General features: G+C 61.6%; 19 protein-coding genes and 4 tRNA genes. 10 read left to right on the forward strand and 13 right to left on the reverse strand.

Going from position 1 to position 24,377, the window contains the following annotated elements; translation table 11 throughout:
• Positions 1 to 106: 106 nt before the first annotated feature.
• Genes ACEUCR_RS15830 through ACEUCR_RS15840 form a run of 3 tightly spaced genes read right to left on the reverse strand, consistent with a single transcriptional unit; the run spans position 107 to position 4,896 of the window.
• Positions 107 to 3,187 (reverse strand): multidrug efflux RND transporter permease subunit, encoded by a 3,081-nt coding sequence (locus ACEUCR_RS15830; protein WP_042000242.1) that lies wholly within the window; start codon positions 3,185 to 3,187, stop codon positions 107 to 109.
• A gap of 15 nt (positions 3,188 to 3,202) precedes the next feature.
• Positions 3,203 to 4,309, reverse strand: coding sequence for an efflux RND transporter periplasmic adaptor subunit (locus tag ACEUCR_RS15835; protein ID WP_042000239.1), 1,107 nt, complete (start codon positions 4,307 to 4,309; stop codon positions 3,203 to 3,205).
• Positions 4,306 to 4,896 carry a TetR/AcrR family transcriptional regulator gene (locus ACEUCR_RS15840; protein WP_111874418.1) on the reverse strand — a complete coding sequence of 197 codons (591 nt, stop codon included), beginning with the start codon at positions 4,894 to 4,896 and terminating at the stop codon, positions 4,306 to 4,308. Before ACEUCR_RS15840 ends, ACEUCR_RS15835 begins: the two co-directional genes overlap by 4 nt.
• A 237-nt stretch (positions 4,897 to 5,133) precedes the next feature.
• On the opposite strand from ACEUCR_RS15840, the gene ACEUCR_RS15845 reads away from it, so the two are divergent.
• From ACEUCR_RS15845 to ACEUCR_RS15860, 4 genes are all read left to right on the forward strand, one after another.
• A tRNA-Arg gene (locus tag ACEUCR_RS15845) sits at positions 5,134 to 5,210 on the forward strand.
• 51 nt (positions 5,211 to 5,261) lie between these two features.
• Positions 5,262 to 5,337: transfer RNA gene (locus ACEUCR_RS15850), tRNA-His, on the forward strand.
• Between the two features lie 33 nt (positions 5,338 to 5,370).
• Positions 5,371 to 5,456, forward strand: a tRNA-Leu gene (locus ACEUCR_RS15855).
• A gap of 62 nt (positions 5,457 to 5,518) precedes the next feature.
• A tRNA-Pro gene (locus ACEUCR_RS15860) sits at positions 5,519 to 5,595 on the forward strand.
• A 78-nt stretch (positions 5,596 to 5,673) separates the two neighbouring features.
• Here the strand turns inward: ACEUCR_RS15860 and pyk are convergent.
• The gene (gene pyk, locus ACEUCR_RS15865) at positions 5,674 to 7,119 is read right to left on the reverse strand and encodes a pyruvate kinase (RefSeq protein WP_408791355.1); all 1,446 of its coding nucleotides are present in this window, start codon (positions 7,117 to 7,119) and stop codon (positions 5,674 to 5,676) included.
• A gap of 71 nt (positions 7,120 to 7,190) precedes the next feature.
• Positions 7,191 to 8,528: an MFS transporter gene (locus ACEUCR_RS15870; RefSeq protein WP_042000230.1), complete on the reverse strand. Its 1,338-nt coding sequence runs from the start codon at positions 8,526 to 8,528 to the stop codon at positions 7,191 to 7,193.
• Between the two features lie 311 nt (positions 8,529 to 8,839).
• On the opposite strand from ACEUCR_RS15870, the gene ACEUCR_RS15875 reads away from it, so the two are divergent.
• The 4 genes from ACEUCR_RS15875 to ACEUCR_RS15890 are packed head-to-tail and all read left to right on the forward strand — an operon-like array spanning position 8,840 to position 13,800.
• Complete coding sequence (locus tag ACEUCR_RS15875; protein ID WP_408791357.1) at positions 8,840 to 10,099, forward strand: ABC transporter substrate-binding protein; 1,260 nt, start codon at positions 8,840 to 8,842, stop codon at positions 10,097 to 10,099.
• Positions 10,100 to 10,149: 50 nt separating this feature from the next.
• Entirely contained in the window at positions 10,150 to 11,715 is a 1,566-nt protein-coding gene (locus ACEUCR_RS15880) for a HAMP domain-containing protein (RefSeq protein ID WP_408791359.1), read from the forward strand.
• Complete coding sequence (locus ACEUCR_RS15885; protein ID WP_408791361.1) at positions 11,702 to 12,517, forward strand: ATP-binding protein; 816 nt, start codon at positions 11,702 to 11,704, stop codon at positions 12,515 to 12,517. The genes ACEUCR_RS15880 and ACEUCR_RS15885 overlap by 14 nt, the downstream gene beginning before the upstream one ends.
• Positions 12,518 to 12,522: 5 nt before the next feature.
• Positions 12,523 to 13,800: a sigma-54-dependent transcriptional regulator gene (locus ACEUCR_RS15890; RefSeq protein WP_408791363.1), complete on the forward strand. Its 1,278-nt coding sequence runs from the start codon at positions 12,523 to 12,525 to the stop codon at positions 13,798 to 13,800.
• 30 nt (positions 13,801 to 13,830) lie between these two features.
• On the opposite strand, the gene ACEUCR_RS15895 is transcribed toward ACEUCR_RS15890, so the two are convergent.
• Positions 13,831 to 15,474 (reverse strand): methyl-accepting chemotaxis protein, encoded by a 1,644-nt coding sequence (locus ACEUCR_RS15895; protein WP_408791365.1) that lies wholly within the window; start codon positions 15,472 to 15,474, stop codon positions 13,831 to 13,833.
• 216 nt (positions 15,475 to 15,690) lie between these two features.
• Here ACEUCR_RS15895 and ACEUCR_RS15900 point away from each other — a divergent pair, with 216 nt between their 5' ends.
• Positions 15,691 to 15,987, forward strand: a complete 297-nt coding sequence (locus ACEUCR_RS15900; RefSeq protein WP_408791367.1) for a hypothetical protein — start codon at positions 15,691 to 15,693, stop codon at positions 15,985 to 15,987.
• A 62-nt stretch (positions 15,988 to 16,049) separates the two neighbouring features.
• Here ACEUCR_RS15900 and ACEUCR_RS15905 read toward each other — a convergent pair whose 3' ends face one another.
• From ACEUCR_RS15905 to ACEUCR_RS15935, 7 genes are all read right to left on the reverse strand, one after another.
• Positions 16,050 to 16,850 carry a Cof-type HAD-IIB family hydrolase gene (locus tag ACEUCR_RS15905; protein ID WP_408791369.1) on the reverse strand — a complete coding sequence of 267 codons (801 nt, stop codon included), beginning with the start codon at positions 16,848 to 16,850 and terminating at the stop codon, positions 16,050 to 16,052.
• 120 nt (positions 16,851 to 16,970) lie between these two features.
• Positions 16,971 to 18,011 (reverse strand): alpha/beta fold hydrolase, encoded by a 1,041-nt coding sequence (locus tag ACEUCR_RS15910; protein WP_408791370.1) that lies wholly within the window; start codon positions 18,009 to 18,011, stop codon positions 16,971 to 16,973.
• Between the two features lie 109 nt (positions 18,012 to 18,120).
• Positions 18,121 to 18,858, reverse strand: coding sequence for a tRNA (guanosine(18)-2'-O)-methyltransferase TrmH (gene trmH, locus ACEUCR_RS15915; RefSeq protein ID WP_111874426.1), 738 nt, complete (start codon positions 18,856 to 18,858; stop codon positions 18,121 to 18,123).
• Positions 18,859 to 18,973: 115 nt separating this feature from the next.
• Positions 18,974 to 21,088: a bifunctional GTP diphosphokinase/guanosine-3',5'-bis pyrophosphate 3'-pyrophosphohydrolase gene (spoT, locus tag ACEUCR_RS15920; RefSeq protein ID WP_042000206.1), complete on the reverse strand. Its 2,115-nt coding sequence runs from the start codon at positions 21,086 to 21,088 to the stop codon at positions 18,974 to 18,976.
• 128 nt (positions 21,089 to 21,216) lie between these two features.
• Complete coding sequence (gene rpoZ, locus ACEUCR_RS15925; RefSeq protein WP_005307060.1) at positions 21,217 to 21,492, reverse strand: DNA-directed RNA polymerase subunit omega; 276 nt, start codon at positions 21,490 to 21,492, stop codon at positions 21,217 to 21,219.
• 49 nt (positions 21,493 to 21,541) lie between these two features.
• A complete protein-coding gene (gene gmk, locus ACEUCR_RS15930) occupies positions 21,542 to 22,168 on the reverse strand; it encodes a guanylate kinase (RefSeq protein WP_408791372.1) in 627 nt (208 codons plus the stop codon).
• Between the two features lie 272 nt (positions 22,169 to 22,440).
• Positions 22,441 to 23,520, reverse strand: coding sequence for a glycosyltransferase family 9 protein (locus tag ACEUCR_RS15935; protein WP_408791374.1), 1,080 nt, complete (start codon positions 23,518 to 23,520; stop codon positions 22,441 to 22,443).
• 84 nt (positions 23,521 to 23,604) lie between these two features.
• Between ACEUCR_RS15935 and ACEUCR_RS15940 the strand changes: the two genes are divergently transcribed.
• Positions 23,605 to 24,327, forward strand: coding sequence for a 3-deoxy-D-manno-octulosonic acid kinase (locus ACEUCR_RS15940; protein ID WP_392443788.1), 723 nt, complete (start codon positions 23,605 to 23,607; stop codon positions 24,325 to 24,327).
• Positions 24,328 to 24,377: the final 50 nt, after the last annotated feature.

Here is a 24,377-nt window from a genome sequence, read left to right on the forward strand (position 1 = left end):
GACATGAGAGCGGCCACCCCGGGGTGGCCGCTTTTTATTGGCCCGTCGCCGGGCCCTGGATGCGGATAGAAAAGAGGCCCCTCGCGGGGCCTCTTGCGTCAGGGGATCAATGACCCCCCTTTGCCTTGGGAGGGATCGACTCGTCGAACTCCTTGAGCGGCTCATGCTCGGATGCCAGGAAGGTGTAGATGACCGGCAGCACGAACAGGGTGAACAGGGTGCCGATGGCCAGACCCGCCACGATGACGATGCCGATGCTGAAGCGTTGGGCGGCGCCGGCGCCGGTCGCGTACAGCAGCGGGATCAGGCCGGCTATCATGGCCGCCGTGGTCATCAGGATCGGGCGCAGTCGCACCTTGGCCGCCTGCATCACGGCTTCCATCCGGTTCATGCCGTGCAGCAGCTGCTCCTCCTTGGCCACCTCGCAGATCAGGATGCCGTGCTTGGTGATCAAGCCAACGAGGGTGATCAGGCCCACCTGGGAGTAGATGTTCATGGTGGCCATGCCCCAGGCCAGGGCGATCAGGGCACCGCTGATGGCCAGCGGCACCGACACCATGATCACCAGGGGGTCGCGCACGGATTCGAACTGGATGGCCAGCACCAGGAAGATGATGGCCAGGGCCAGGGCGAAGGTGGCGTAGAGGGCACTGCCCTCGGTGACGAACTGGCGTGCCTCGCCCATGAAGTCGTAACGGTAGCCCTGGGGCAGCTTGTCGGCGGCGGCCGTCTCGAACCAGCCGATGGCATCCCCCATGGCGACGCCCGGGGTGGGTACGGCGCCAATGGTGGCCGAGTTGAGCTGGTTGAAGTGGGGCAGGGCGCGGGGCTCGCCGACCACCTCGATGGAGATCAGGCTGCCGAGCGGCACGGCACGGCCATCGGCGGCACGCACATAGTAGCCCTTCATGGACTCGGGGTTGAGGCGGTACTTGCGTTCCACCTGCGGGATCACCTCGTAGGAGCGGCCATCCAGATCGATACGGTTGACGTAGCCATCCGCCATCATGGTGCCCATGGTGACGCCTATGTCCTGCATGGTGATGCCGTAGGCACCGGCCTTGTCCTTGTCGATGCTGATCTTCATGGTGGCCGAGTCATAGTTCAGATCGAGATCCGAATAGACGAACTGGCCACTGGCCTGGGCTGCGGTCAACATCTCGCTGGCCACGATGAAGAGGCTCTCGAAGCTGTTGGGGGTGGTGATGACGAACTGGATCGGCAAGCCACTGGAGGCACCCGGTAGTTCGGGGAACTGGAAGGTGGTGATGGACATGCCGGGGATGTGCTGTACCTGCTGGCCAACCCTGTCGAGCACCTCTTTCTGGCTCGCTTCCCGTTCGCTCCAGGGCTTGAGAGAGGCGATGCCGAAGGCCTGGTTGGCGTTGAACACACCGGAGAAGACTTGTGAATAGGCGATCTCCGGCTGGTCATCCAGGATCTTGTTCACGTCCTTCATGGTGTTTTCTATGTAGTCCAGGTTGGCGTTCGAGGGCGCCGTACCCAGCACCGCCATGACGCCCTTGTCTTCGGACGGCGCCAGTTCGCTCGGGATGAACTTGAACAGCAGCGGCAGGCTGCCGAACACTATGATGGCGAACACTATGACCACGGGGCGCTTGTGCATCACGGCGTGCAGCATGCGATCGTAGCGCTCCGTCATGCGTTCGAGCAGGTGGTGCACCGTGCTCTCGAACTTGCCCGGCTTGGCATTGGCCTTGAGCATCACGGAGCACATCATGGGGGAGAGGGTCAGGGCTATGATGCCCGACACGAACACGGCCCCCGCCAGGGTCAGGGCGAACTCCTTGAACAGGGAGCCCGTGATGCCACCCATCAGGGCGATGGGGGCGTACACGGCCGCCAGGGTCAGGGTCATGGCGATGACGGGCACGGCTATCTCCCGGGTGCCTATGATGGCTGCCCGGAACGGTTCTTCACCCTCCTTGATGTGTCGGTCGACGTTCTCCAGTACCACGATGGCATCATCCACCACCAGACCGATGGCGAGCACCATGGCCAGCAGGGTCATGAGGTTGATGGAGAAACCGAACATGTCCATCACCATCACTACCCCGATCAGACTCAAGGGAATGGTGATGATGGGGATGATGACGGCACGGAAGGAGCCCAGGAACAGGGTGATCACCACCAGTACGATGGCGGCCGCCTCCAGTATGGTCTTGATGACCTCGTTGATGGATTCGTTGATTGCCACGGTCGAGTCATAGAGGATGTTCAGCTCCATGGTGCTCGGCATGTTGCTCTTGAGGCTGGGCAGCATGGCCAGCACGTCGTGGGCTATGTTGATCGGGTTGGCGGTCGGGGAGGCGTTGATGGCCAGGACCACGGCTTCACGACCGTTGGCGGTGGCGCGATAGATATCGTGGCTCTTCTCCAGACTGACCTTGGCGATGTCGGACAGGCGGATCACCTTGCCTTCCCGGGTCGAGACCACCAGGCGTTTGAGCTCCTCGGTATCCGTGACCTGGGTCTTGGCATCGCCGTTGAACAGCATGAAATAGCCGGTGGACTGACCGGTGGCCGACTGATAGTTGTTGCTGTTGAGCACTGTCATCACGTCGCTGGCGGTCAGATCGAACGCCGCCATCTTGGCCGGATCCAGCCAGACTCGCAGGGCGAACTCGGTCCCCCCGTAGAGATCCACCTTGGAGACGCCGCCCACGGTGAACAGCTGGGGCTTGATGACCCGCTCCAGGTAGTCGGTGATCTGGCTCGAGTTGAGCTCGGGGCTGGTGAAGCCGAGGTAGAGCACCGCGGTGGTGGAGCCGGTCGAGGAGGTGACGGACGGGTCCTCAGACTCCTTGGGCAGCTGGGATCGCACCGAGTTGACCTTGGCCAGTATGTCGGACAGGGCGGCGTTGGGATCCGTGTTCAGCTTCATGTAGGCCGTCACGGTCGAGCTGCCAAGCTGACTGGAGGAGGTCATGAAGTCGATGTTGTCTGCCTGGGCGATGGCTTGTTCCAGGGGCTGGGTGATGAACCCCTGGATCAGGTCGGAGCTGGCGCCATAGTAGCTGGTGTTGACCGTGATGACGGTGTTGATGACCTCGGGATACTCCCGCACCTGCATCTTGAAGATGGCCTGGAAGCCGAGCAGGGCGATCAGGAAACTGATCGAGATCGCCAGCACGGGCCGCTTTATGAATATGTCAGTAAATCGCATTACGGATCTCCGCGCTTACAGCATCGGGGTTTGTGCCGGGACGGCCAGGGCGTCGTTCTGTTCGACCTTGACCTTGGTGTCGTTACTCAGTCGCACCTGCCCGGACAGCACCACTTCATCGCCAGCCTTGAGGCCGCTCAGAATATGGGCGTCATTGCCGCGACGCTCGCCAACCTTGACCACCACCTGAGTGGCACGCTTGACGCCGTCCTTCTCCTTGATGACATAGACGTTCTGGCCATACAGGGTGAAGGTGATGGCATTTTGCGGCAGCACTATCTGATCCTTGATGGTCGGCAGAATGATGCTGGCACGGGCGAACATGCCGGAGCGCAGTTTGCCGCCATTGTTCGGGATGTCGGCCTGCACCTGGATCAGGCCGCTCTGGTAGTTGACGGCGGGCTCGATGGCGCTGATCTTGCCGTTGAACTCGGTCTGCGGATAGGCATCCACGCCGATCTTGATGGTCTGGCCCAGGGATATCTTGGAGATATCGGTCTGGGGCACGGTGAAGCGCAGGCGCATCACGCTGATGTCTTCCAGGCGCACTATCTCGGTGCCCGGCTCCATGTACTGGCCGAGGAAGACATTGCGCAGGCCGACGACACCGGCGAACGGTGCACGCACTTCCCGGCGAGCTATGGTCGCCCTCAGGCTCTCGATGTCGGCCTCCAGGGAGCGGTAGCTGGCTTCGGCGTCATCGAGCTGATCCCGGGAGATGGAGTTCTTCTGGTAGAGGTTCTGGTAGCGTTCGAACTTGGCCCGGGCGGCGGGCAATCTGGCGGTGGAGGAGCGCAGATTGGCCTTCTCGACGCTGGAGTCCAGTCCGATCAGCAGCTGGTCAGCCTTGACGGCCATTCCGGATTCGAAGGCGATCTGGTCTATGGTGCCCGCCAGCTCGGTCGACAGCGTGACCCCCTGGTTTGGCTCGATGAAGCCGATCGCTTCTATGGTCGGGGTCCAGTCCTGCGCCTGGGCGACCATGGCGGTCACCGGGAATTCAGGCTCGGGCCGGTTGGCCATGTACTCGGCAATCTTCTTCTGCTTGAACATGTTGAAGCCGATGACGCTGCCAAAGAGGGCGAGCGCGATCAACAACATTATGACCATCCACTTTTTCATGAACAGATTCCTGGTAGAGAGGTTGAGGGTTGTAATATGGCTTGCCAGCTGGCGTGTATGACCGCCTCCCGCTGGGTGTCCGTCAGTTCCAGTTCATGCACCCGGCACTGTTGCATCAGCTGGGCTGCGCTTTCCAGGCTGAGGGTCTGCAACACACGGATCGGCAGATCGATAAACAGTCCCGATGCCCGTCCCCGCTCATAGAAGCGATCCAGGGGTTCCCACAGCGCCAGTATGACGGGGTCCTTCTCCAGCTCACAGGCTAGCGGCGAACTCTCATACTGCAACTTGCAGGTGAGGGCATTGGGGTCGGAGGCAAAGATCTGATGAACATTGAGCCACAGTTGTCGATATTGCGTGAACGTTGTCTCTTCTATATCCACGTCACTCATGATCAGATCATGACATTGTTGGATGGTGTGCCGATAAAGCAGGCGTATCAGGTCTTCCTTATCGCTAAAATAACGATAAATGGTTCCGGTCGCTACCCTTGCTTGCTTGGCGACCATGGCAATAGAGAGGCCATGGAAGCCCTGTTCGGCGAGAATGTCGTGTGCCGCATCGAAGATGCGTTCTTTCTTGTCCATGGCTCTTGTGGTGATCGCATGAATGAACGTTCATTCATTCTAGGATCATGTGGAAGCAAGTCAAGGAAACAGAAGCAGCATAAACGAGCTATCTTGGTGCCGATCCGGGCCTAACACCGGATTAGTGATGGCAATGGATGCCAAGTGACTGAAAAAGAAACAGTTGAATCGATAAAATAAAAAAAGAGTAGACAAGTTGTCCCGGGTAATGAATAATCCGCCCCGTTCGACAGCGTAGCGCCCGTAGCTCAGCTGGATAGAGCGCTGCCCTCCGGAGGCAGAGGTCACAGGTTCGAATCCTGTCGGGCGCACCATCAAACGTGCGCCGAATAGCGGGCGTGTTGTGGAACGAAAAAACAGCTGTGGTGGCTGTAGCTCAGTTGGTAGAGTCCCGGATTGTGATTCCGGTTGTCGTGGGTTCGAGCCCCATCAGCCACCCCATTCAAGCTGAAGAAGTGACAGTTGGTTAGGTACGCGAAGGTGGCGGAATTGGTAGACGCGCTAGCTTCAGGTGTTAGTGCCCCCCGGGTGTGAGGGTTCGAGTCCCTCTCTTCGCACCATACCGACTGAATGCGAGAGATGACCGGCAAGGTCATTTTTTGTTTTTGAATACCAACTATTTCGGTGATTAGCGCAGCCCGGTAGCGCATCTGGTTTGGGACCAGAGGGTCAAAGGTTCGAATCCTTTATCACCGACCATCTTCAGAAAAACCCCGCTTCGGCGGGGTTTTTCGCACTCTGGCTCCCTGACTCGAGTCCGCCGGTATCCCACCCCCATTAGACGGCAAGAGTCTCCGGGGCCGACAGGGGGACCAGGCGACAGACATCCTCATGGCCAGCCCCTTCCATGGCATCGAGCTGGCTGATGAGCAGAGAGTCGATCCCGTTCAGTTGACCGGCCTGGCGCAGGGTCTCGATCAGTCTGTGATGCTGGTTGTCCGTGGCGGTTTGCTCGAAAAAGAGGGGGCTGACGCCGCGCAGTATGGCCATCTGGTTGAGCAGCAGTCTATCGCTGGAGACGGCCCAGAGCGGATTGCCTAGGTGGGAGCGGGAGAGTGCCGTGACGGCATGGCCCTGCCGGGTCAGCACGGCGATGCCGCAGGCACTGTTCTGGCTGAAGACCGCGGTCATGGCGGTCAGGGCCATGCAGCGACCCGGCTGATCACGGTCGATGCAGTGCCGGATGAACGGAGACGACGGTTGTTCCTGCTCGGCCCCCTGGGCGATACGAGCCATGGCCTCCACCGCCTCGACCGGATAGTCGCCAGCGGCAGACTCGGCCGAGAGCATGACGGCATCTGTCCCGTCCAGCACGGCGTTGGCCACATCCAGCACCTCGGCCCGGGTCGGCATGGGGTTGCTGATCATGGATTCCATCATCTGGGTCGCCGTGATCACCGGGCGTCCTAGCTGGCGACAACGCTGGATCAGTCTCTTCTGCACGCCAGGCAGCCTGGCATCCCCAATCTCGACTCCGAGATCCCCCCTGGCCACCATGATGATGTCGGCGGCGCGAATGATCTCGTCCATGGCCTCGATGGAGGCGACCACTTCGGCCCGCTCCACCTTGGCGATGATGGCCGCCTTACTGCCGGTGGCGGAGATCAGCTGACGTGCTTCCAGCAAATCCGCCTTGCAGCGAGGAAAGGAGACGGCGACGAAATCGGCGCCAATCTGCCGGGCAAGCAGAATGTCCTCCCTGTCTTTCTCGGTCAGCGCCGGTGCGCTCAGACCCCCTCCCAGCACATTGATCCCCTTGCGGTTGGAGAGCTCGCCTCCGATCACCACCCGGGTGTGGACCTCTTGCTCCGCTATGTGCTCCACCCTGAGCTGCAGGCGGCCATCATCGAGCAGCAGCATATTGCCGATACTGACTTCGTTCACCAGCTCGGGATAGTCGAGTCCGACCCTCTCCTGGTTGCCTTGGGCGGGGGCCAGGCTGGCATCGAGGATGAATGTCTCTCCCGGCCGCAGTCGGATGCCGCCTGCCGCGAAGCTGGCGATCCGGATCTTGGGGCCCTGCAGGTCGGCCAGTATGCCGATGTGCAGTCCGAGCCGGCTGGCGACCTCGCGGATCCGCCCTGCGACTTGCCTGTGCTGCTCGTGGCTGCCGTGGGAGAAGTTGAGGCGAAAGACATTGGCGCCCGCTCGGATCAGTTTCTCCACCATCTCGCAGGAAGAGCTGGCCGGGCCCAGGGTGGCGATAATCTTGGTTTTGCGCATGGGGTGACTCTCTTGGGTAGTGCAGGAAACAAAAAAGGTGGTCAAGCGACCACCTTCTTCGTGAGCAGGCATCAGTAGTTGACGACTTTTTTGGCATTCCACACCGTCATGGCGAGCAGCATGGAGACCACAGAGGCTCCGAGCCAGAAGTACTGGGCACTGCTGAAGTCATAGTGGGTGACTCCGTCGACCACGCTGGTCTCGATCAGGGCGGCGGAGACCAGCTCCTGGCCGGAGGCGGCGATGTAGGAGCACAGACCGATGAAGCCCTTCACCGCCCCCACTGCCGTCTTGGGCATCAGGTCGCAGGCGGTCAGACCGGCCAGGAACACTACCAGCCCCCCGATGGAGTAGCCGATCAGGGAGAGGGCGACGGCATCCATCATGCGGCTCTGGGGGCCCCAGAACATCAGGCACATGCCGGCGATGTTGGCCAGGCCGTACAGCAGGGTAGGGATATGGCGGTTGGCATTGAACACCTTGTCGGAGATGACCCCGGCCAGGATGGCGCCGATGAAACCGGCGATGGGGTAGGCGGACATGGCGAAGCCGGCATCGATCAGGCTGTAACCCTTCTGCTCTTGCAGATAGAGCACGGCCCAGGAGCTCATGGCATAGCGGGACATGTACATGCAGGCGCAGGCGGCGGCGATGAGCCAGACCACCGGCTGTTTGAGAATGAACAGCTGGGCGCGGCGGATCTCGGCCGGCTCGACCTTCTTGGCGATCTCGGGCTCTTCGCCGAAGGCGACGGCAGGCTCGGGCAGGGCGTAGGTCTGCGGGCGATCTTTCAGGACCAGGTACATCAGGATGGCGGCGATACCGGAGGCGATGCCGGCGCCGATGAAGCCGGCCTGCCAGCCGAAGTAGCTGACGACGGTGGCGGTCAGGATCCAGGAGATGCCTTCACCTATGTTGCGCGAGCCGCCCCAGATGGAATAGACGGAGCCGCGCTGCTTGGGGGAGAACCACTGGAAGATGGAGACGCAGGAGGGGGCCGAGCCGATGGACTGGAACCAGCCGTTCAGTCCCCACATCAGCACCAGGAAGAAGGTGGCGGTGTTCATGCCCATGAAGATGGTGCAGACCGCGGAGGCGCCCAGGGCGACCGACATGAAGCGGCCTATGTTGGCGTAATCCGACAGGAAGCCGTTGGAGAACTTGCCGACCGCATAGGTGAACAGGAAGGCCGAGCCGATGACACCCAGTTCGTCCAGGGTGACGATACCGGCATCCAGCAGAGGCTTCTTGACCACGTTAAGGCTCATTCGAACCACGTAGAACATGGCGTAACCCAGCACCAGGCCCAGGAAGACCTGCCACTGATACTTGCGATAGATGGATCTTATCTTGTCCGGCGAGGCGTCCATGACCGGCAGGTCGGCTCGCGTCTTGAAGAAGTTGAACATGGTGTGTGCTCCGTTCGTGTAGGTAGCGAAAGTGCAGAGGGGCTCTGCCTGTCGGGCACATCTTAGGTAGGGGGAATTGCGGGCGGCAAAATGCGATTTTCGAGTCATTTGTGACTCGGTTGGCGCATTTTACGAGTCAGAAATGGCCTGTTTTGCCTGGTTCCACCAGCGGTGATCAATGACAATAAGAGTCTGGGGGTGGCGGATATGGGTCAGAATTAGCCCATGCCCCCGCTCGAGTATTTCGGCCAGATCCCGAATCTTTGACCGCTCGCACACATTTCGTTGGCATCAGGAGTGACTCAGTACCCATGCAGACCCATCGCCGAATCGCCTTCATCCTGCTTCTGATCTGCGGCGGACTCAGCATGCCGGCTGTGGCATCCTCGCTGACGGTACTGACCTCCTTCTCCGAGAGCCCGATCAAGGCCATGGTGGAAGGGTTTCGCCAGCGCCATCCCGAGGTGAGGCTGGAGGTGATCTACCGGCGCACCCTGTCGGCCCAGCGTCTGCTGACCCAGGCCGACGGGGCCCCGGTGGACGTGGTGCTCTCCTCGTCGCCCACCTTCTTCCATTCGCTGGACAAGGCAGGCCTGCTTGCCCGATTGCCCGTGCGCACCCAGCCTCCCACCTGGTTGAGCCCCCACATTCTGGGCCTGGATGGCAAGGTGGCCGTGGTCGGTTACTCCGGCATCGGCATCCTGTACAACCGCCGCTATCTGGCCAAGCACCGGTTGCCGGTACCGACCGACTGGCAGAGTCTGGCTGATCCCGCCTTCATGGGGCATGTGATGATGAGCTCCCCCTCCCAGTCCGGCACCACCCACATGATGGTGGAGAGCATCCTGCAGCAATATGGCTGGCGACAGGGCTGGGCGATCCTGATGCAGATAGGTGGCAATCTTTCCGCCATCACGGCCCGCAGTTTCGGCGTCAGTGACGGCATCAGTCGCGGGCTGGCTGGGGCCGGGCTGGTGATAGAGAGCTATGCCCGCACCAGCCAGGCCCATTTCGATTACATAAGATTCACCCCCTTGCACCAGGGAGTGATACTGCCCACCTACCTGGCGGTGATGCAAACCAGCCAGCAGTCTGCGCTGGCGGCCCGGTTTATCGATTTCCTGCTCTCTGCCGAGGGGCAAGCCATCGTCGGCACTTCCGAGATGGCGAAAGTCACTCTGACCGAACCTGGGTTGGCCCAGCAGACCGAATTCGTGCTCGACAAGGAGCTGCTCTATCGCCGCGCCAGTTTGCTGAAGGTGCTGTTTGATCAGACCATCACCCAGCAATTGCCCGCCCTGCGGCTGACCTGGCAGGGCATAGACGAGGCTGGAGCGAACGGGGAACCCAGGCGAGCCGCCCTGATCGCGCAGGCAAGGACACTGGCCAGCACGCCCCCCCTCAGCGAACAACAGACACAGGATCCTGCCCTGCTGGCGCTGTTTGATGATGTCTACGAGGGGGGCAAGGCGAGCCCGCAGGCGGAACGGGCGCAGCAGAGGTGGCGACAGATGACCCAGGACAATCTGAAGGCAGCCATGGCATTGGTCGAACAGGCGGCGCAGCCATGAGTGGCCGAGGGGAATGGCTGCGCTGGCCCAGTACTCTGGGGCGGCGTCTGATGTTGTCTTTCATTGCCATCACGGCCCTGGCGCTTGCCATGGGAGGGACCGCCTATGTGATGTGGGACAGACTCGGTCGCCAGGTGGGGGCTATCGTCGAGGAGAGCCTGCCGGCCATTGAGGGGGCCTACCAATTGGAGCGTGCCAGCTCGCGGTTGCTCCTGCAACTGGCGCAGCTCAGGGACAGCCGGGAGCTGGGGCAACACCAGCGCCTATCCCGTCAAGTGTCGATGACCATGCAGGAAATGCGACAGGCCTCGCTCTCCAGCACACCGGACAACAGGGAAACCCCGCATCAGCGGCAGAGCTTCCTCGCCTTGGAAGGGCAGGTCGAACGTCATGGGGACTACCTGCGTCGGCAGCTGGATCATCAGACTGCCCTGGCACAGATCCAGAAACACAGTACCTGGCTGCATCAGGATCTGGTGGATGAGGTGGCGCCTCTGCTGCAGGAGGTGGAATGGCATCTGACCGGCATGGTCGAAGACGGGGGACAGCATGGTTCCCTGGGGGAGGTCATCAAGGAGTTCTCCACCCTGCAGGATCTCACCTTCAAGGAGAACGAGCTCCAGAGCCTGGTGACTGAAGTGATGGCGCTACGTTATCAGCAGGATCTGGAGAGTGCCTTCCTGTTCATCGGTTACAAGATAGAAGAGATAGAGACCCTGGCCGCCCGGCTGGCAGACTACCCCTCGACGGTGAGCTATCGCCAGATCCTCAAGGAGATAGTGACTCTGGTCAAACCCGGCGGCCAGCTGCAACGGCTGCTGTCTGCCGACGTGCGGACCCATCAACAGCTGGAAGCGCTGCGGCCCCAGTTGGATGAGTCTGTCTCCCGCTATCACGCCAGGGTGAGCCGGGTGGTGATCGAGGCCAACCAGGCGCTGCGTACCCTGGGTCATGACAGCCATCGCAGGGTGGTGACGGGCAAGACGGTGATCCTGGTGGCGTTGGGGCTTTCTGTGCTGATCAGCGGCTTCGTGCTGGTGGTGCTGATTGGTCGACGGTTGATCCGGCGGCTCGATATCCTGAGCCAGGATCTGGCCCGGGTTGCGGCCGGCCAGCTGGAGCAACCGATCAAGACGGCGGGGCGAGACGAGATTGGACGACTGGGGGAGAGTCTGCGCGGCTTCTGCGAGCAATGGCAGCAAGTGGAACGAACCAATGCCCTCAATCTCATCAACAACACCCAGGCCTCCCTCATTACCTGCCACCCGGACGGAACCATAGAGTCGGTCAACCCGAGCGCATTGGCCCTGTTCCGGCAAGCGAGCATAGAACCGGAGCAGCCCCTGTGGCAGGTTTTCCCCGGTGAGGGGGGGGGCCGTGCTGGCAGCCCAGTTCCAGCCAGGTCAACCGCTGCAACGGCTCGGCAGCAGCGAATGCACCCTGGCCGCCGAGTTGGCGGGGCAGGCCCGCTACCTTCATTTCAATTTCCGTCGCTTCGAGCAGGCGCGGCGATCCAAGTTCATCATCACCATCACGGACGTGACCCGCCAGGAGCTGACTGCACGAGAGCTGGGGCGGCTGGTGGAGGAGCGCACCCGGGCATTGACCGAGAATAATCGGCGGTTGGCGGAGGAGGTGGCCCGGCGGGAGCAGGCCCAACGCAACCTGTTGCAGACTCAGGACGAGCTGATTCAGGCCGCCAAGATGGCGGTGGTCGGTCAGGCCATGACCAGCCTGGCCCATGAGCTCAATCAGCCCCTGTCGGCCATGATGACCTATCTCTATACCAGCCGGATGGCACTGGCGGCCGGCGAGTCTCGGCAGCTGGGGCTGGAACTGGACAAGATAGAGCGTCTCGGCCAGCGGATGGGGCGCATCATCACGGCGCTGCGCAATTTTGCCCGCAAGTCGCCCCAGGCCTGCCCCCTGATCCGGCTGGATCTGCATGAACTGGCGGAACAAGCCCTGTTGCTGGTGGAGACCCGGGCCAGGCGCGATGGATGCCGGTTGCACAACGAGCTCCCCAGAGATCTCTGGATCCAGGGTGACCCAGGCCTGGTGGAGCAGGTCCTGGTCAACCTGCTGGTCAATGGCCTGGATGCCATCGCGGGTCGGGAACTGCGCCAGATCCGGCTGCTGCTGCTCGAACGGGGTCCGCGGCTGGTCAGGATTGCGCTGTGTGACTCTGGATCCGGCTACGGGGAAGAGATACTGCCCAGGCTGTTTACCCCCTTCACCAGCTCCAAGGAAGTGGGGCTCGGGCTGGGGCTAACCATCTGCCGCTCCCTGCTGGCGCGCTGCGGCGGGGGGATCAGCCTAGGGTCGACCCTGGAGAGAGGGGCCATGGTGGTACTGGAATTTACCGTCGATGAGGCGAGATCGCTGGCGAGCGACGCCGCTCATGACTCATGGGAGTAACTATCATGCGGTTAACGCGAACTCGTGGCACCGACGTGCTGCTGGTGGATGATGATGAGGACGTATTGGAGTCCTATTGTCATCTGTTGAACCTGTCCGGCTATCAGCCAAGGGGGACTGCCAGCCCGGAGCAGGCCTTGGCTTTGCTCGGTGCAGACTGGTCCGGGGTACTGGTGTCCGACATCTATATGCCGGCGATGAATGGGCTGGATCTGCTGGCGCGAGTACGCCAGATAGACCCGGATATCCCGGTGATCCTGATCACCGGTCATGGGGACATCCCCCTGGCGGTCAAGGCCGTCAAGCAGGGGGCCTTCGACTTTCTGGAGAAACCCCTCAATCCGGAAGCGCTGCTGGATCTGTTGGCCCGCGCCCTGGAGCACAGGCGCGCCCTGCTGACCCATCGCAACGAGATCCAGGCTGCGGTCGAGCATCAGTTGATCGGGACCAGCCCGCAACTCGTCGCCATCCGCCATCAGCTCAATCAACTGGCCCAGACCGACAAGGATCTGATGCTGGAAGGGGAGCCTGGCACGGGTCGACATACCCTGGCCCACCTGCTCCATGGCATAGGTGAGCGTCAGGATCAGCCGTTGCATCTCCATGACTGTGCGGCCGCGCCCGGGGTAGAGCAGATGAAGGAGAGTCTGGCCCTGAGCCATCGTGGCACCCTGGTGTTGCAGGGCCCGGCCAGATTGACCCCTGAGTGTCAGCGCTGGCTGGGAGGGTATCTACTGGAGCAAGAGCGCAAAGGTAACAAGGCTCAGCGTACCATAGCCCTGTTTGAAGAGGCGCCGGAGCAACTGGTGGCGCAGCAGGTGCTGATGCCAGAGCTCTACTACTACCTTTCCCAGGTGAGGATAAAGTTGCCCAGGTTGGCGGAGCGTAGCTGCGACATCATTCCCCTGTTTCGCTCTTTCTTGCGCCAGGGCTGCAAACGGATAGGCCGCGCCGTTCCCCAGGTGGATCGCGCCTATCTGGAGACCCTCAAGCGCCATCAATGGCCTGGCAATATCCGTGAGCTGCGCAACGTGGCCGAGCTCTATGCGGTGGGCATCATCAAGCTGGCAGGTGTCGAGCGTGCCATGCCGGCCGCCAATGCCAGGGAGCCGCTCGATGACCTGGTAGAGGAGTACGAGAAGCGGATCATCGAAGACACCCTCTTCCTCTTCTCGGGTCGGGTGACCGAAGCCGCCAACTACCTCGGCATCCCGCGCAAGAAGCTCTATCTGCGGATGAAGAAGCACCAGCTGGACAAGGGGTTGTTCAAGCCCAGCAGTTGAGATGCCTGGTGCCGGTCCTTGATGGGGGCCTCACAGCTTGAATTGATGGACTGTGGCCGCCAGCTGCTGGCTCTGCTCCGCCAGTTGCGCACTGGTGAGGCGCACTTGCGCCAGCCCGGACAGCATGGCACGACCATTGCCCGCAACCTCTTGCAGACGCCGGTTGATCTCGCCACTGACCTCGCTCTGTTCGTGGGCCGCCCCCCGGATCTGGTCATTCATCTCATTGATGATGGTGATGGCCTGGCGCATCTGCTCAAGATTGGCACGGGTCTGATGGGCCTGCTCGACCACTTGCTGGCTGCGTCGGCTGCTGGCTTTCATCTTCTGCACCGCCTGCTGACTGCCCTGTTGCAGCCGCTCTATCATCTGTTGTATCTCCCCCGTGCTGTGCCGGGTCTTGCTGGCCAGGTTGCGTACTTCGTCGGCTACCACGGCGAAGCCGCGTCCCTGCTCACCGGCGCGGGCGGCCTCGATGGCGGCATTGAGGGCCAGTAGATTGGTCTGTTCGGCGATATTGCGGATCACCGCCAGCACTGAGGTAATGTGGTCGACATCCTGTTCCAGTCTGGTGACCCCCTGCTCCGATGCCTGAATATCCAGGGCCAGTTCCTCCATCGCCGTAACCGTCTGATGCAGCGCATCGCTGGCGCTGTGTACCTGCTGGGTGGCGACGGCAGAGGTGCTGGCCGTCTGGCTCGCATGGACCATCATCTGAGCACTGGTGGCACTCTGTTCTTCTACCGCCGCTGCTATCTGGTCACTCTGCTGTTGTTGTGCCTGCCCGTTGCCGACCATCTGCGTCATCAGGTCGCGCAGTCGATCCGAGGCGGTCTGTACTGTGGTCACAGTGAGACTGACATCGCCGATGATCCTGTGTATCTGGGTGATGAAGCGGTTAAAGGTGGTACCGAGTGAACCTATTTCATCCTGGCTGTGGATCGTCAGCCGCTGGCTCAGATCGCCCTCGCCCTCGGCAATATTGGCCAGGGCCAGCTGCATGTTGCGCAATGGCTGCAGCATGAGCCGGGTCAGCAACCAGGTAAGGCCTATGGCAAAGAAGATGGCTGCCAGTGTACCCAGACTCATCAGCCTCTGGGCGTGCTGGCTGGATGACTGGCTCTGCTGGATCAAGGCTTCTCTGCTCAGCCCTATCCCTCCCTTGAGCAGATTGAGTTGTTTGCGGATGGAGGCGAATTGTTGTTCTGCCTCATCGAAATGGCTGGCCAGGTAGGCTTGAGCCTCCTGGGGATGGGCAAAGACGGCGTCATAATGTGGCAACCAGCGATCGAACTCCGCCAGCATCAGGTCCAAGCTGGCTTGATGTTCCGGACCGAGCAGACCCGCCGCGATCAAGCCCTGCACCTTGGCTAGCCGGGCCCTGGCCTTGCTGCTGTTGTCGACAAATTCCCGATGCTGAAAGGCGAGATTGCGTTCGTTGAGGCCACCGACAATCAAGCCCTGACCGGCGGCGACGATTTGGTAGAGATCCCGGTAGGCATCCTCCAGCGCATTCTGGACGGGTAATATCTGCTCGGTCAGGGCCTGGTTCACTCGCTGCTGTTCACTGAAACTGCGGTAGGCCACAGCCATGACGGCGGACATGGTAAGCAGGACAATCAGGAGGGGGACCCTTAACTTGGCGCTAAACGAGAGGTTGTTCAAGACAGACATGTGGCTTCACCGTCGTGGGCTGGGGCTCTTCATTATCGAGAGGAGGGCATGTTTGGGTATCGATCGTGTTCACGGATCGTCGCCTCGATAGCCAGAATTTGGGTTAGTCGGAACTCAAATTCGTCATTTATTCATCGATTGAACCCAGGTGGCGTTTCTGACCAATAATCAGTGAGCTGACTCTGTGAGGAAATGGCGATGAAGTGTCCAAGGTGCTTGCGCGAAGGAGTTGACAAGGTGCTGGATGAGCGGGTGAGTCGAGCCTGCGCTCTGGGGATAGGGGCGGCGGGGGGCTATGCGGGGGCGGCGACCCTCGCCAAGGTTGGTGCCATTTGGGGTTGTACCTTGGGCAGTGCCGGTACGCCGTTCGGGGCTCTGCTGGGAGCCATCTGTGGTGGGTTGCTGGGGGGGCTGGGAGCAGGAGGCATAGGCTGGCTACTTGGCCGGGCACTGGACAGGCGTCTCTCCGATGAGTTTTTCTGCAAGGCCTGCGAGCACAGGTTCAGGCGCTAGCCAGTGTCGGGGATGGCCGACGGCATGCCCCCGACGCGGGGGCATGCCGGTGCGGCTGCGGGTCAGGTCGGCAGCGAGAACAGCTGCTCCAGATAGACGGCCACCCCGTCCTCATCCGAACTCAGGGTGCGCTCGTGGCGGGGCAGGGCCAGCTTGAGCCGATCGTGGGCATTGTCCATCACCACGCCACGACCCACCATGTTGAGCATCTCGAAGTCGTTCATGCCATCGCCGAAGGCCACCGCCTGAGACATCTCCAGCCCATGCTGGGCCAAGACCGCCTGCACCGCATTGCCCTTGTGCACCCCGGCGTGCATCACCTCGAGACAGTCCGGCAGGGAGAAGGTGACATTGAGCCTGTCACCGTATTGGGCGTTGAGTCGGGCTTCGATGGGCAGCAGCTTCTCGTGCTCGCCGATGTAGAACACCTTGCTGATCCCCTCTTTCGGCTGAGTCTGGAGATCGACCAGCCGATAGTTGAAGCCGGATTCGTCATGGAAGCTGAGCAGCCAGGGCAGCTCCTCCTCGACCAGCCACTCATCCCCCTGATAGATGTTGAGGTGGATGTCGGGGGCGCGGGGCAGGGCGATCAGTTCGGCGGCGACCTCCGCCGGCAGGGACTGGTTGAACACCAGCTTGTCCTGCTTGTCATGGACCATGGCACCGTTGGAGGTGATGAGGTAGATGTCCAGCCCGAGGGTATCGCGAATGGTGCGCACATCCACGTGATGGCGTCCGGTGGCTACCACGAACTTGATGCCCTTGGCCACCAGCCGGTGCAGGGTGTCGCGGGTGCGGGGGGAGATCTGGTGCTGCTTGTTGAGCAGGGTACCGTCGAGATCGGATACAACTACCTTGAACATCGTTACCTCGGTTTCGCAGAAATACCGGGGCAGTGTACTCCAGCCATTGGGCTCGCCCCATTTATTTAGGGTTACAAAAAATAACCAGTCTAGGTGCCGTTGACCATGGGTCAACGGCACCTAGTAGCGGCCGAAGAAGTCCAGGACCGCGGTGAGGGCCGGTTGGCGCTTGTCATCGGCCTCGATGAAGAGCTCATGCCAGGCGCCGTCGATGCGCAGGGGCTTGCCGCCCTCGCAGGGGGCGCGCTGGCAGAAGTCGGCCTGGGCCTGGTTGTCGACCACGCTGTCGTCCCCCGCCTGCAGCAGCAGCAGCGGTGTCTTGATGCTGCCCGCCTCTGCCAGGGCCCGCTCAGCCCCCGTCATGCCCTGATGGATCCAGTGCGCCGTGGCGCCTCCCAGCTTGAGCCGGGGGGATTGCTCGTATTGTCGGCGGAAGGCGGCGTAGCGCGCCTCGCTGTGGGTCAGCTCATTGTCGGCGAATCCCTGGTCCTGATAGGCGCCCTGGCCAGGGCCGTAGGGGGGCTCGCCGAACCAGCCACCGACCCTGGCTATGGTGGCGCTGAGCCCCTTGGCAAGCCAGTGGGGCAGGCCGCCGAGATGAATGCCCATCATGGGGGAGGAGAGGGCGGCGGCGCGGATGTCATCGGGCCAGCGCTCCAGATAGCGCGCCGAGATGGCGCCCCCCATGGAGTGGGCCAGCAGGAACAGGCTGGCGGGCTGGTCTGCCAGGATCACCTGGTCGTGAAACTGCTTCAGATCCACCACATAGTCCTCGAAGTCGGCCACATAGCCCTTCTCCCTGTCTGCCAGCAGGCGATCCGACATCCCCTGGCCGCGATGGTCTATCAGGTAGAGGCTGTAGCCCTGGCGCCACAAATCCCACGCCAGCTCCTGGTACTTGAGATAGGTCTCGACCCGGCCGTTGACGATGAGGATGGCGCGATCCACCTTGGGCTGGCGCAGGGCGGCGTAGCGGATGGTGACCCCGTCCTTGCCTTCAAACTCCCCCTCAACGGCATGTTGGCGCCAGAACTCGGGCAGGGTCTGCTGATGGAGGGTGGCGACGTCGGCTTCCGGCGTCAGCTGATAGGGATTGTTCACGGCGAGGGCTCCGGCAGAAAACAGGGTCAGGGCCAGCAGGGGAAGAGAGAGGGATTTCATCGGGCACACTCCTGTTGCCAGATAGGGTCGGATGCCATCGTGTCTGGGTGGCAGGTCAAGATGACAGTCAGAGTAGCGGTTTGTCTTCGCCATGGCGATCTCGGGGTCTTCATGACTCCTCTCTGAATGCCTCTTCCTCGTCCCCCAGGCTGGCCCAGCCCTTGCGGGTCAGCTGCATCCGTTGCCACCAGGCCTCGTCCGCCAGGATCTCGCCGGCCGGGCCCAGCTGGGGGTAGGGCATCTCTTTCTCTTTGCAGAGCTGGGCATAGACGGGGTAGCCTCCCTCGAACAGTATGCTGTTCTGCTCTTCCAGGTCGAGTGGGCAGCCCCGCCGATAGCAGCCAGCCAGCTCCCGCTGGCGCTGAGCTTCATACAGGATGGCGGCGGCGGCCACAGAGACGTTGAGGGACTGCACCATGCCCACCATGGGAATGACGATATGGTGATCGGCCAGGGCCAGCGCCTCGTCGCCGATGCCGTGCTTCTCCTGGCCCACCAGGATGGCGGTCGGCCTGGTGTAGTCGATGGCGCGAAAATCCACTGAATTTTCAGATAGATGAGTCGCAAGTATCTGCATGCCAGAGGCTTTCAGTTCGGCCACGGCGCTGCCTATGTCCGGGTGCAGCTTGACGTCGACCCAGTTCTGGCTGCCGCGGGCCGTGCCCTTGCGCTTGTGGATCCAGGTTTTTGGCCAGACGGCGTGGACCCGATGGATACCGATGGCGTCGGCGGTGCGGACGATGGCGGCCAGGTTGTGAGGCTTGTGGACCTCTTCCATGCAGACGGTCAAATCGAGCTGGCGCTGGGCCAGCATGTCGGAGATCCGTTTAAAGCGTTCAGGTGTCATATCGGTATCTATGTGATGAGGCTGGTGCGCGGCTCGGACGTTGCGTGCCGCCGATGCGCGTGAGGCCATGATTGTCTCTTGAAAAAGCAACAGGCGGCTTGCGCCGCCTGTTGGATCAGTTCTTCTGTCGGCTAACCCTGAGCACATTGGGCATGACGCGGATCTTGCGCATGATGTTGGCCAGATGGATGCGACCCTTGGTGGTGATAAGCAGGGTGACCAGATAGACGCGACCATCTTTCTCCTCGGTGCTGATACCGTGGATGTTGGCACCGGTGGCGGCGATCACGTTGGCCAGCTCCGCCAGGGCGCCCTGATGGTTGACGATCTCGATATGGATGCCGGTCTTGAACTCCAGCTCCTGATCCGGATCCACTTCCCACTGTACCGGCAGGTACTTGTCCGGTTCGCGGCTGTAGCCCTTGATGTTGCGGCACGACTCCTGGTGGATCACCAGCCCCTTGCCCGGGCTGATGTGAGCGATGATGGCATCCCCCGGGATCGGGCGGCAGCAGTTGGCGAAGGTGACCAGCATGCCGTCGGCACCCTTGATCGGCATCTTCTTGCTGCTTCTGGGCTGATCGTCCTGGGGCAGCTCATCGGCCTGCATGCGGCGGGCGACCATGACGCTCATGGCATTGCCCAGACCGATATCGGCCAGCAGGCCATGCAGGTTCTCGTGCTTGGTATCGGTCAGTACCTGCTTGATGCGGGCTTCCGGGATGTCCTCTATGTTCTTGGCGCCGAGGGCATGATTGAGCAGGCGACGGCCGAGCACCACGGACTCCTCGGTGCGCAGGTTCTTGAGGAACTGGCGGATCTTGGAGCGAGCCTTGGTGGTCACCACGAAGTTGAGCCAGGCCGCATTGGGGCGGGCCCCCGGCGCCGTGATGATCTCCACCGTCTGACCGGATTGCAGCTGGCTGCTGAGCGGATAGGGGTGGCGGTCGACCCTGGCCCCCACGCAGGCATGGCCTATGTCCGTGTGCACCGTGTAGGCGAAATCCACCGGGGTGGCGCCGGTGGGCAGTTCCATGATGCGCCCCTCGGGGGTGAACACATAGATCTCGTCCGGGAAAAGATCGGTCTTGACCCCTTCGATGAACTCGAACGAGCTGCCGGCGCTCTGCTGCAACTCGAGCAGGCTCTGCATCCAGCGCTGGGCGCGGATCTGGGCCGTGGTGCCCGAGCTGTCGCCATCCTGCTTGTAGGCCCAGTGGGCGGCAACCCCCTTGTCGGCCATCTGATCCATGTACTCGGTGCGGATCTGCACCTCGACCGGCACCCCATGCGGCCCCACCAGGGAGGTGTGCAGGGACTGGTAGCCGTTGGTCTTGGGGATGGCGATGTAATCCTTGAAGCGGCCGGGACGGGGCTTGTAGAGGCTGTGCATCTGCCCCAGCACCCGGTAACAGGTGTCTATGTCCTTCACCTTGACGCGAAAGGCATAGATATCCATTACCTCATGAAATTGCAGCTCTTTTTTCTCCATCTTGTTGTAGATGGAGAACATGTTCTTCTCGCGGCCGCTCACCTGGGCCTCGATGCCGGACTCCTGCAGTCTCCCCTGGATTTCGCTCTGGATGGACTCGATGATCTCGCGGCGATTGCCACGGGCACGGCGCACCGACTCTTTCAGCACCCGGGAGCGCATGGGGTAGAGGGCCTCGAAGCCGAGCTCTTCCAGCTCGTTCTTCATGGTGTGGATGCCGAGGCGGTTGGCGATGGGGGCGAAGATCTCCAGGGTCTCGCGGGCGATGCGGCGGCGCTTGTCCGGCCGCAATGAGCCGAGGGTGCGCATGTTGTGGGTGCGGTCGGCCAGCTTGATCAGGATGACCCGTATGTCCTGGGTCATGGCCATCATCATCTTGCGGAAGTTCTCGACCTGGGCTTCCTTGCGGTCGCGAAACTTCAGCTTGTCGAGCTTGGAGACGCCGGAGACCAGCTCGGCGACCGCATCGCCAAACAGCTCTGCCAGCTCGGCCTTGGTGACAGGGGTGTCCTCGATGACATCGTGCAGCACGGCGGCCATCAGGGTCTCGTGGTCCAGGCGCATGTCCCCCAGAATGCGGGCAACCGCAACCGGGTGGGTAATATAGGGTTCACCACTGGATCGCATCTGGCCCTGGTGAGCATCGCGGGCTACCACATAGGCTTGCTTGAGTTTCTCAACCTGCTCTGCTGGCAGATAAGAACTAGCTACTTCTTTAAGATTTTCAAATAGATACAAGACATGCCCCGCTGCGGTAATTCAGCAATCCGTGGTATTGAGGGTATACCCCTGAGTTTGCGAGGTTTTCGAGCGGTTGTAAATGGGGGAGAACAGTCGGCACCCGGGCGGGTGCCGGCTTGGAGGACTTAACCGCGCCCTTCGGCGATAGCGGCAACGGCAGCCAGCTCGGCGGCTTCCTGCTCCTGCTGCTCGTAACGGTCCTGGGTATCCATTACTTGATTGTTCACCAGACCCAGCTCGATCTCACGCAGGGCGATCACAGTCGGCTTGTCGTTCTCTTCGTCAACCAGGGGATCTTTACCTTGAACCGCGATCTGACGGGCGCGGCGCGCGGCGACCAGCACCAGGTCAAAACGGTTACCTACCTGTTTTACAGCATCTTCTACAGTAACGCGTGCCATGCAGGACTCCAGTGTTTAAAAATGACGCAAAAGTTTACTTGGTTTTAGCTTATTCCGCCAGTAGCTGTTGTAGCAAGTTTTGTTGTGCCTGCTGCTGGCGGCCCGTCGTCAACCTCTGGCTCTCTATGATGGCCTTGAGTTGGCACAGGGCCAGCTCGAACTCTTCGTTGATGATGACATAGTCATACTCGTCGTAGTGCACCATTTCGGCAACGGCTTTCGCCATGCGACCCCGGATCACCTCTTCGCTGTCCTGGCCGCGGCCGATCAGGCGGCGCTCCAGTTCGGGGCGGCTCGGCGGCAGTATGAAGATGGAGCGGGTCTCCATCTGCGCGCGGATCTGGCGGGCGCCTTGCCAGTCGATGTCGAGAAAGACATCGATGCCCTGGGCCAGGCAGGCCTCGATGGCGGCGCGGGAGGTGCCATAGTAGTTGCCGAACACCTCTGCCCACTCCAGAAAATCGCCGCGCGCGATCAGCGCCTTGAACTCATCTACCGGCACGAAATGGTAGTGCACCCCGTTCTCTTCCCCCGGGCGCATGGCGCGGGTGGTGTGGGAGACGGAGAGCTGCATCCGGCCGGCGGCTTCCGGCTGGCTGAGCAGGGCACTGAGCAGACTGGACTTACCCGCTCCGCTCGGGGAGGAGATGATGTAGAGGGTGCCTTGTTGCGCCATGTCCGTACCTTTAAGCGATGATAGTGTTCTGGTTGTAGCAGAGGCTGCCGTCTTGTGCCCGAAGGGGCGACAGCCAAGCACAAAACGCGGAAAATTAAGCCACTGGGGCATATGAAGGCGGCAGATGGTAGCAGACGGCCGCAGATAAAAAAACGGCCGGAATCATATTCCAGCCGATCAAAGGATTCGTAGCTTGCTGTGGGAGTCGCCTCCACACGGCCGCCATTCTGGCGAGCCAGCCGTCGGCTGACCATCAGGTTATCTCTCGCTGATCACTCGGGATTTTCGATGGATCCTGCCATTTGCTGCCAATATTCGTCGAATCGGGCGATCACCCGGGCGATCGGCAGCCTGGCCATGGCGTCCGGATCCTTGAGCCGGGTACGCCAGCTCAACTGATCGAGGGGCTTGCCGGTCTCGGCTTCAATGAGTTCCTGATAGACGCTGACGACCCGATCCCGTGCCAGGTAGGGACCGGTGCGGGCCGGGTTGTGGTGGGCATAAAGGCCGATGACGGGGGTCCCGACCATGGTCGCCATGTGGGTGGGCCCCGTGTCCGGCGCCAGCACCAGGCTCGCCTCCTTGATCAGGGCCAGCAGCTGCTTGAGGCTGGTCTGCCCCACCAGGTCGACCGGCTTGCTCCGGCTTAGGCGCCGGATCTCGGCGGCGAGATCCCGCTCCAGTTTGGCCGGTCCGCCGCACAGGTAGACCTGCATCCCCCTGGCCGCGGCATGGTCTGCCAGGGCGGCATAACCGGCTGCGGTCCAGTTCTTGAAGGGCTTGCTGGCGGCCGCGCAGATGAGCAGGGTGGGCTTGCCGCCAATCTTCTCCTTTGCCCACGCCTGATGTTCCGCGCTGATGGGCAGTTGCCAGTCCGGGGTCAGATCCTGGATGCCCAGCTCCCTGGCGAAGGCGAGGAAGCCATCCAGCACGTGGGGAGAGGCGGGGGAGGGTACCTTGTGATTGGTGAACAGCCATTGGCCGTCGTTGGCTCGCTCCCGGTCGAAGCCGAGCTTGACCCCGGCCCGGATGCCGAGGGTGGCGATGCTGGCCCGCAGGGCCGCCTGCAGATGCAGCAGGGCATCGAACCTGCGGCCTGCCAGTCGACGCCACAGATCGCGATAACCGCGCCAGCCCTGGCCCTTGTCGAACGGGATCACCTCGACACCGGGCAGATCGGCAAACAACCCGGCCTCCAGCTTGCCGGTGACCCAGGTGATGCGGGTCTCTGGCCACGCCCGCTGGATGACGCGCACCAGGGCCAGCGTATGGCAGCAATCCCCGATGGCGGAGAGCCGCAGGATGCAGATGGAAGAGGGTGGCGTTTGGAACGGCAGCATGATGTGGCGCAATGGATGGGTAATCGATGAATGGCATTATGCAAACTCCCTCGTGGATTGTAAAATTGCGGCCAATCACTGCCCGGAACCCGCCAGATGCAAATTCAAACCGACAAGAACCAGGTGTGCTGGTTTGCCGATGATCACTTCCATAACCCCTCGCCCAGGCTGTTCGATCCCGGCTGGTGGCAGGATCAGGGCAAGGTGGTGGGGTCCGCCATCGGTCGCGGTGTGACCTGGTTCGTGAAGGGGGAGTCGTGCCATCTGGTGTTGCGCCACTACTACCGTGGCGGCATGGTGGGCAAGGTGGTGCGGGATCGCTTCTGGTTCGAGGGGGTGGAGTCGAGCCGGGCCATGGCCGAGTACAGCCTGCTGGCCCGCTTGAGCGAACAGGGCCTGCCGGTACCGCGCCCGTTTGCGGCCCGCATGGTCAAGCAGGGGCCCTTCTATCGGGCCGATATCCTGATCGAGCGCATTCGTGGCGCCAAGGATCTGGTGGCCTTGCTCAAGCGAGGCCCCATTGCGGCCGACATCTGGCTGCGGGTTGGCCAGGCGATCCGCCAGTTGCACGATGCCGGCGTCTATCATGCGGATCTCAACAGCCACAACCTGCTGCTCGACAAGGATCAGAAGGTCTGGGTGATCGATTTCGACAAGGGGGAGATCCGCGCCCCGGGCAGCTGGCAGCAAGCCAATCTGGAGCGTCTGCTGCGCTCCTTCAACAAGGAGGCGCAGCTGCACACCAGCTTCCACTTCGTGCCTGGGAACTGGCAGACCCTGATGGAGGGTTATCATGGGGCTCGCAGCGGCGGTGCCTGATCCCGGCCCTTCGGCCATGGTCCCGGTTTTTTGCCAGTACCCGGATTGCC

Origin of the sequence: Aeromonas bivalvium (assembly GCF_046078285.1) — a bacterium.
Taxonomy (GTDB): domain Bacteria; phylum Pseudomonadota; class Gammaproteobacteria; order Enterobacterales; family Aeromonadaceae; genus Aeromonas; species Aeromonas bivalvium.

Coding starts and splice junctions, on each gene's coding strand:
- ACEUCR_RS15840 (WP_111874418.1), bottom strand. CDS start 4,896: ATGGACAAGAAAGAACGCATCTTCGATGCGGCACACGACATTCTCGCC.
- ACEUCR_RS15830 (WP_042000242.1), bottom strand. CDS start 3,187: ATGCGATTTACTGACATATTCATAAAGCGGCCCGTGCTGGCGATCTCG.
- ACEUCR_RS15890 (WP_408791363.1), top strand. CDS start 12,523: ATGCGGTTAACGCGAACTCGTGGCACCGACGTGCTGCTGGTGGATGAT.
- pyk (WP_408791355.1), bottom strand. CDS start 7,119: ATGCGCAAAACCAAGATTATCGCCACCCTGGGCCCGGCCAGCTCTTCC.
- ACEUCR_RS15910 (WP_408791370.1), bottom strand. CDS start 18,011: ATGAAATCCCTCTCTCTTCCCCTGCTGGCCCTGACCCTGTTTTCTGCC.
- ACEUCR_RS15870 (WP_042000230.1), bottom strand. CDS start 8,528: ATGTTCAACTTCTTCAAGACGCGAGCCGACCTGCCGGTCATGGACGCC.
- ACEUCR_RS15835 (WP_042000239.1), bottom strand. CDS start 4,309: ATGAAAAAGTGGATGGTCATAATGTTGTTGATCGCGCTCGCCCTCTTT.
- gmk (WP_408791372.1), bottom strand. CDS start 22,168: ATGGCGCAACAAGGCACCCTCTACATCATCTCCTCCCCGAGCGGAGCG.
- ACEUCR_RS15895 (WP_408791365.1), bottom strand. CDS start 15,474: ATGTCTGTCTTGAACAACCTCTCGTTTAGCGCCAAGTTAAGGGTCCCC.
- ACEUCR_RS15940 (WP_392443788.1), top strand. CDS start 23,605: ATGCAAATTCAAACCGACAAGAACCAGGTGTGCTGGTTTGCCGATGAT.
- trmH (WP_111874426.1), bottom strand. CDS start 18,858: ATGACACCTGAACGCTTTAAACGGATCTCCGACATGCTGGCCCAGCGC.
- ACEUCR_RS15880 (WP_408791359.1), top strand. CDS start 10,150: ATGTTGTCTTTCATTGCCATCACGGCCCTGGCGCTTGCCATGGGAGGG.
- rpoZ (WP_005307060.1), bottom strand. CDS start 21,492: ATGGCACGCGTTACTGTAGAAGATGCTGTAAAACAGGTAGGTAACCGT.
- ACEUCR_RS15875 (WP_408791357.1), top strand. CDS start 8,840: ATGCAGACCCATCGCCGAATCGCCTTCATCCTGCTTCTGATCTGCGGC.
- ACEUCR_RS15905 (WP_408791369.1), bottom strand. CDS start 16,850: ATGTTCAAGGTAGTTGTATCCGATCTCGACGGTACCCTGCTCAACAAG.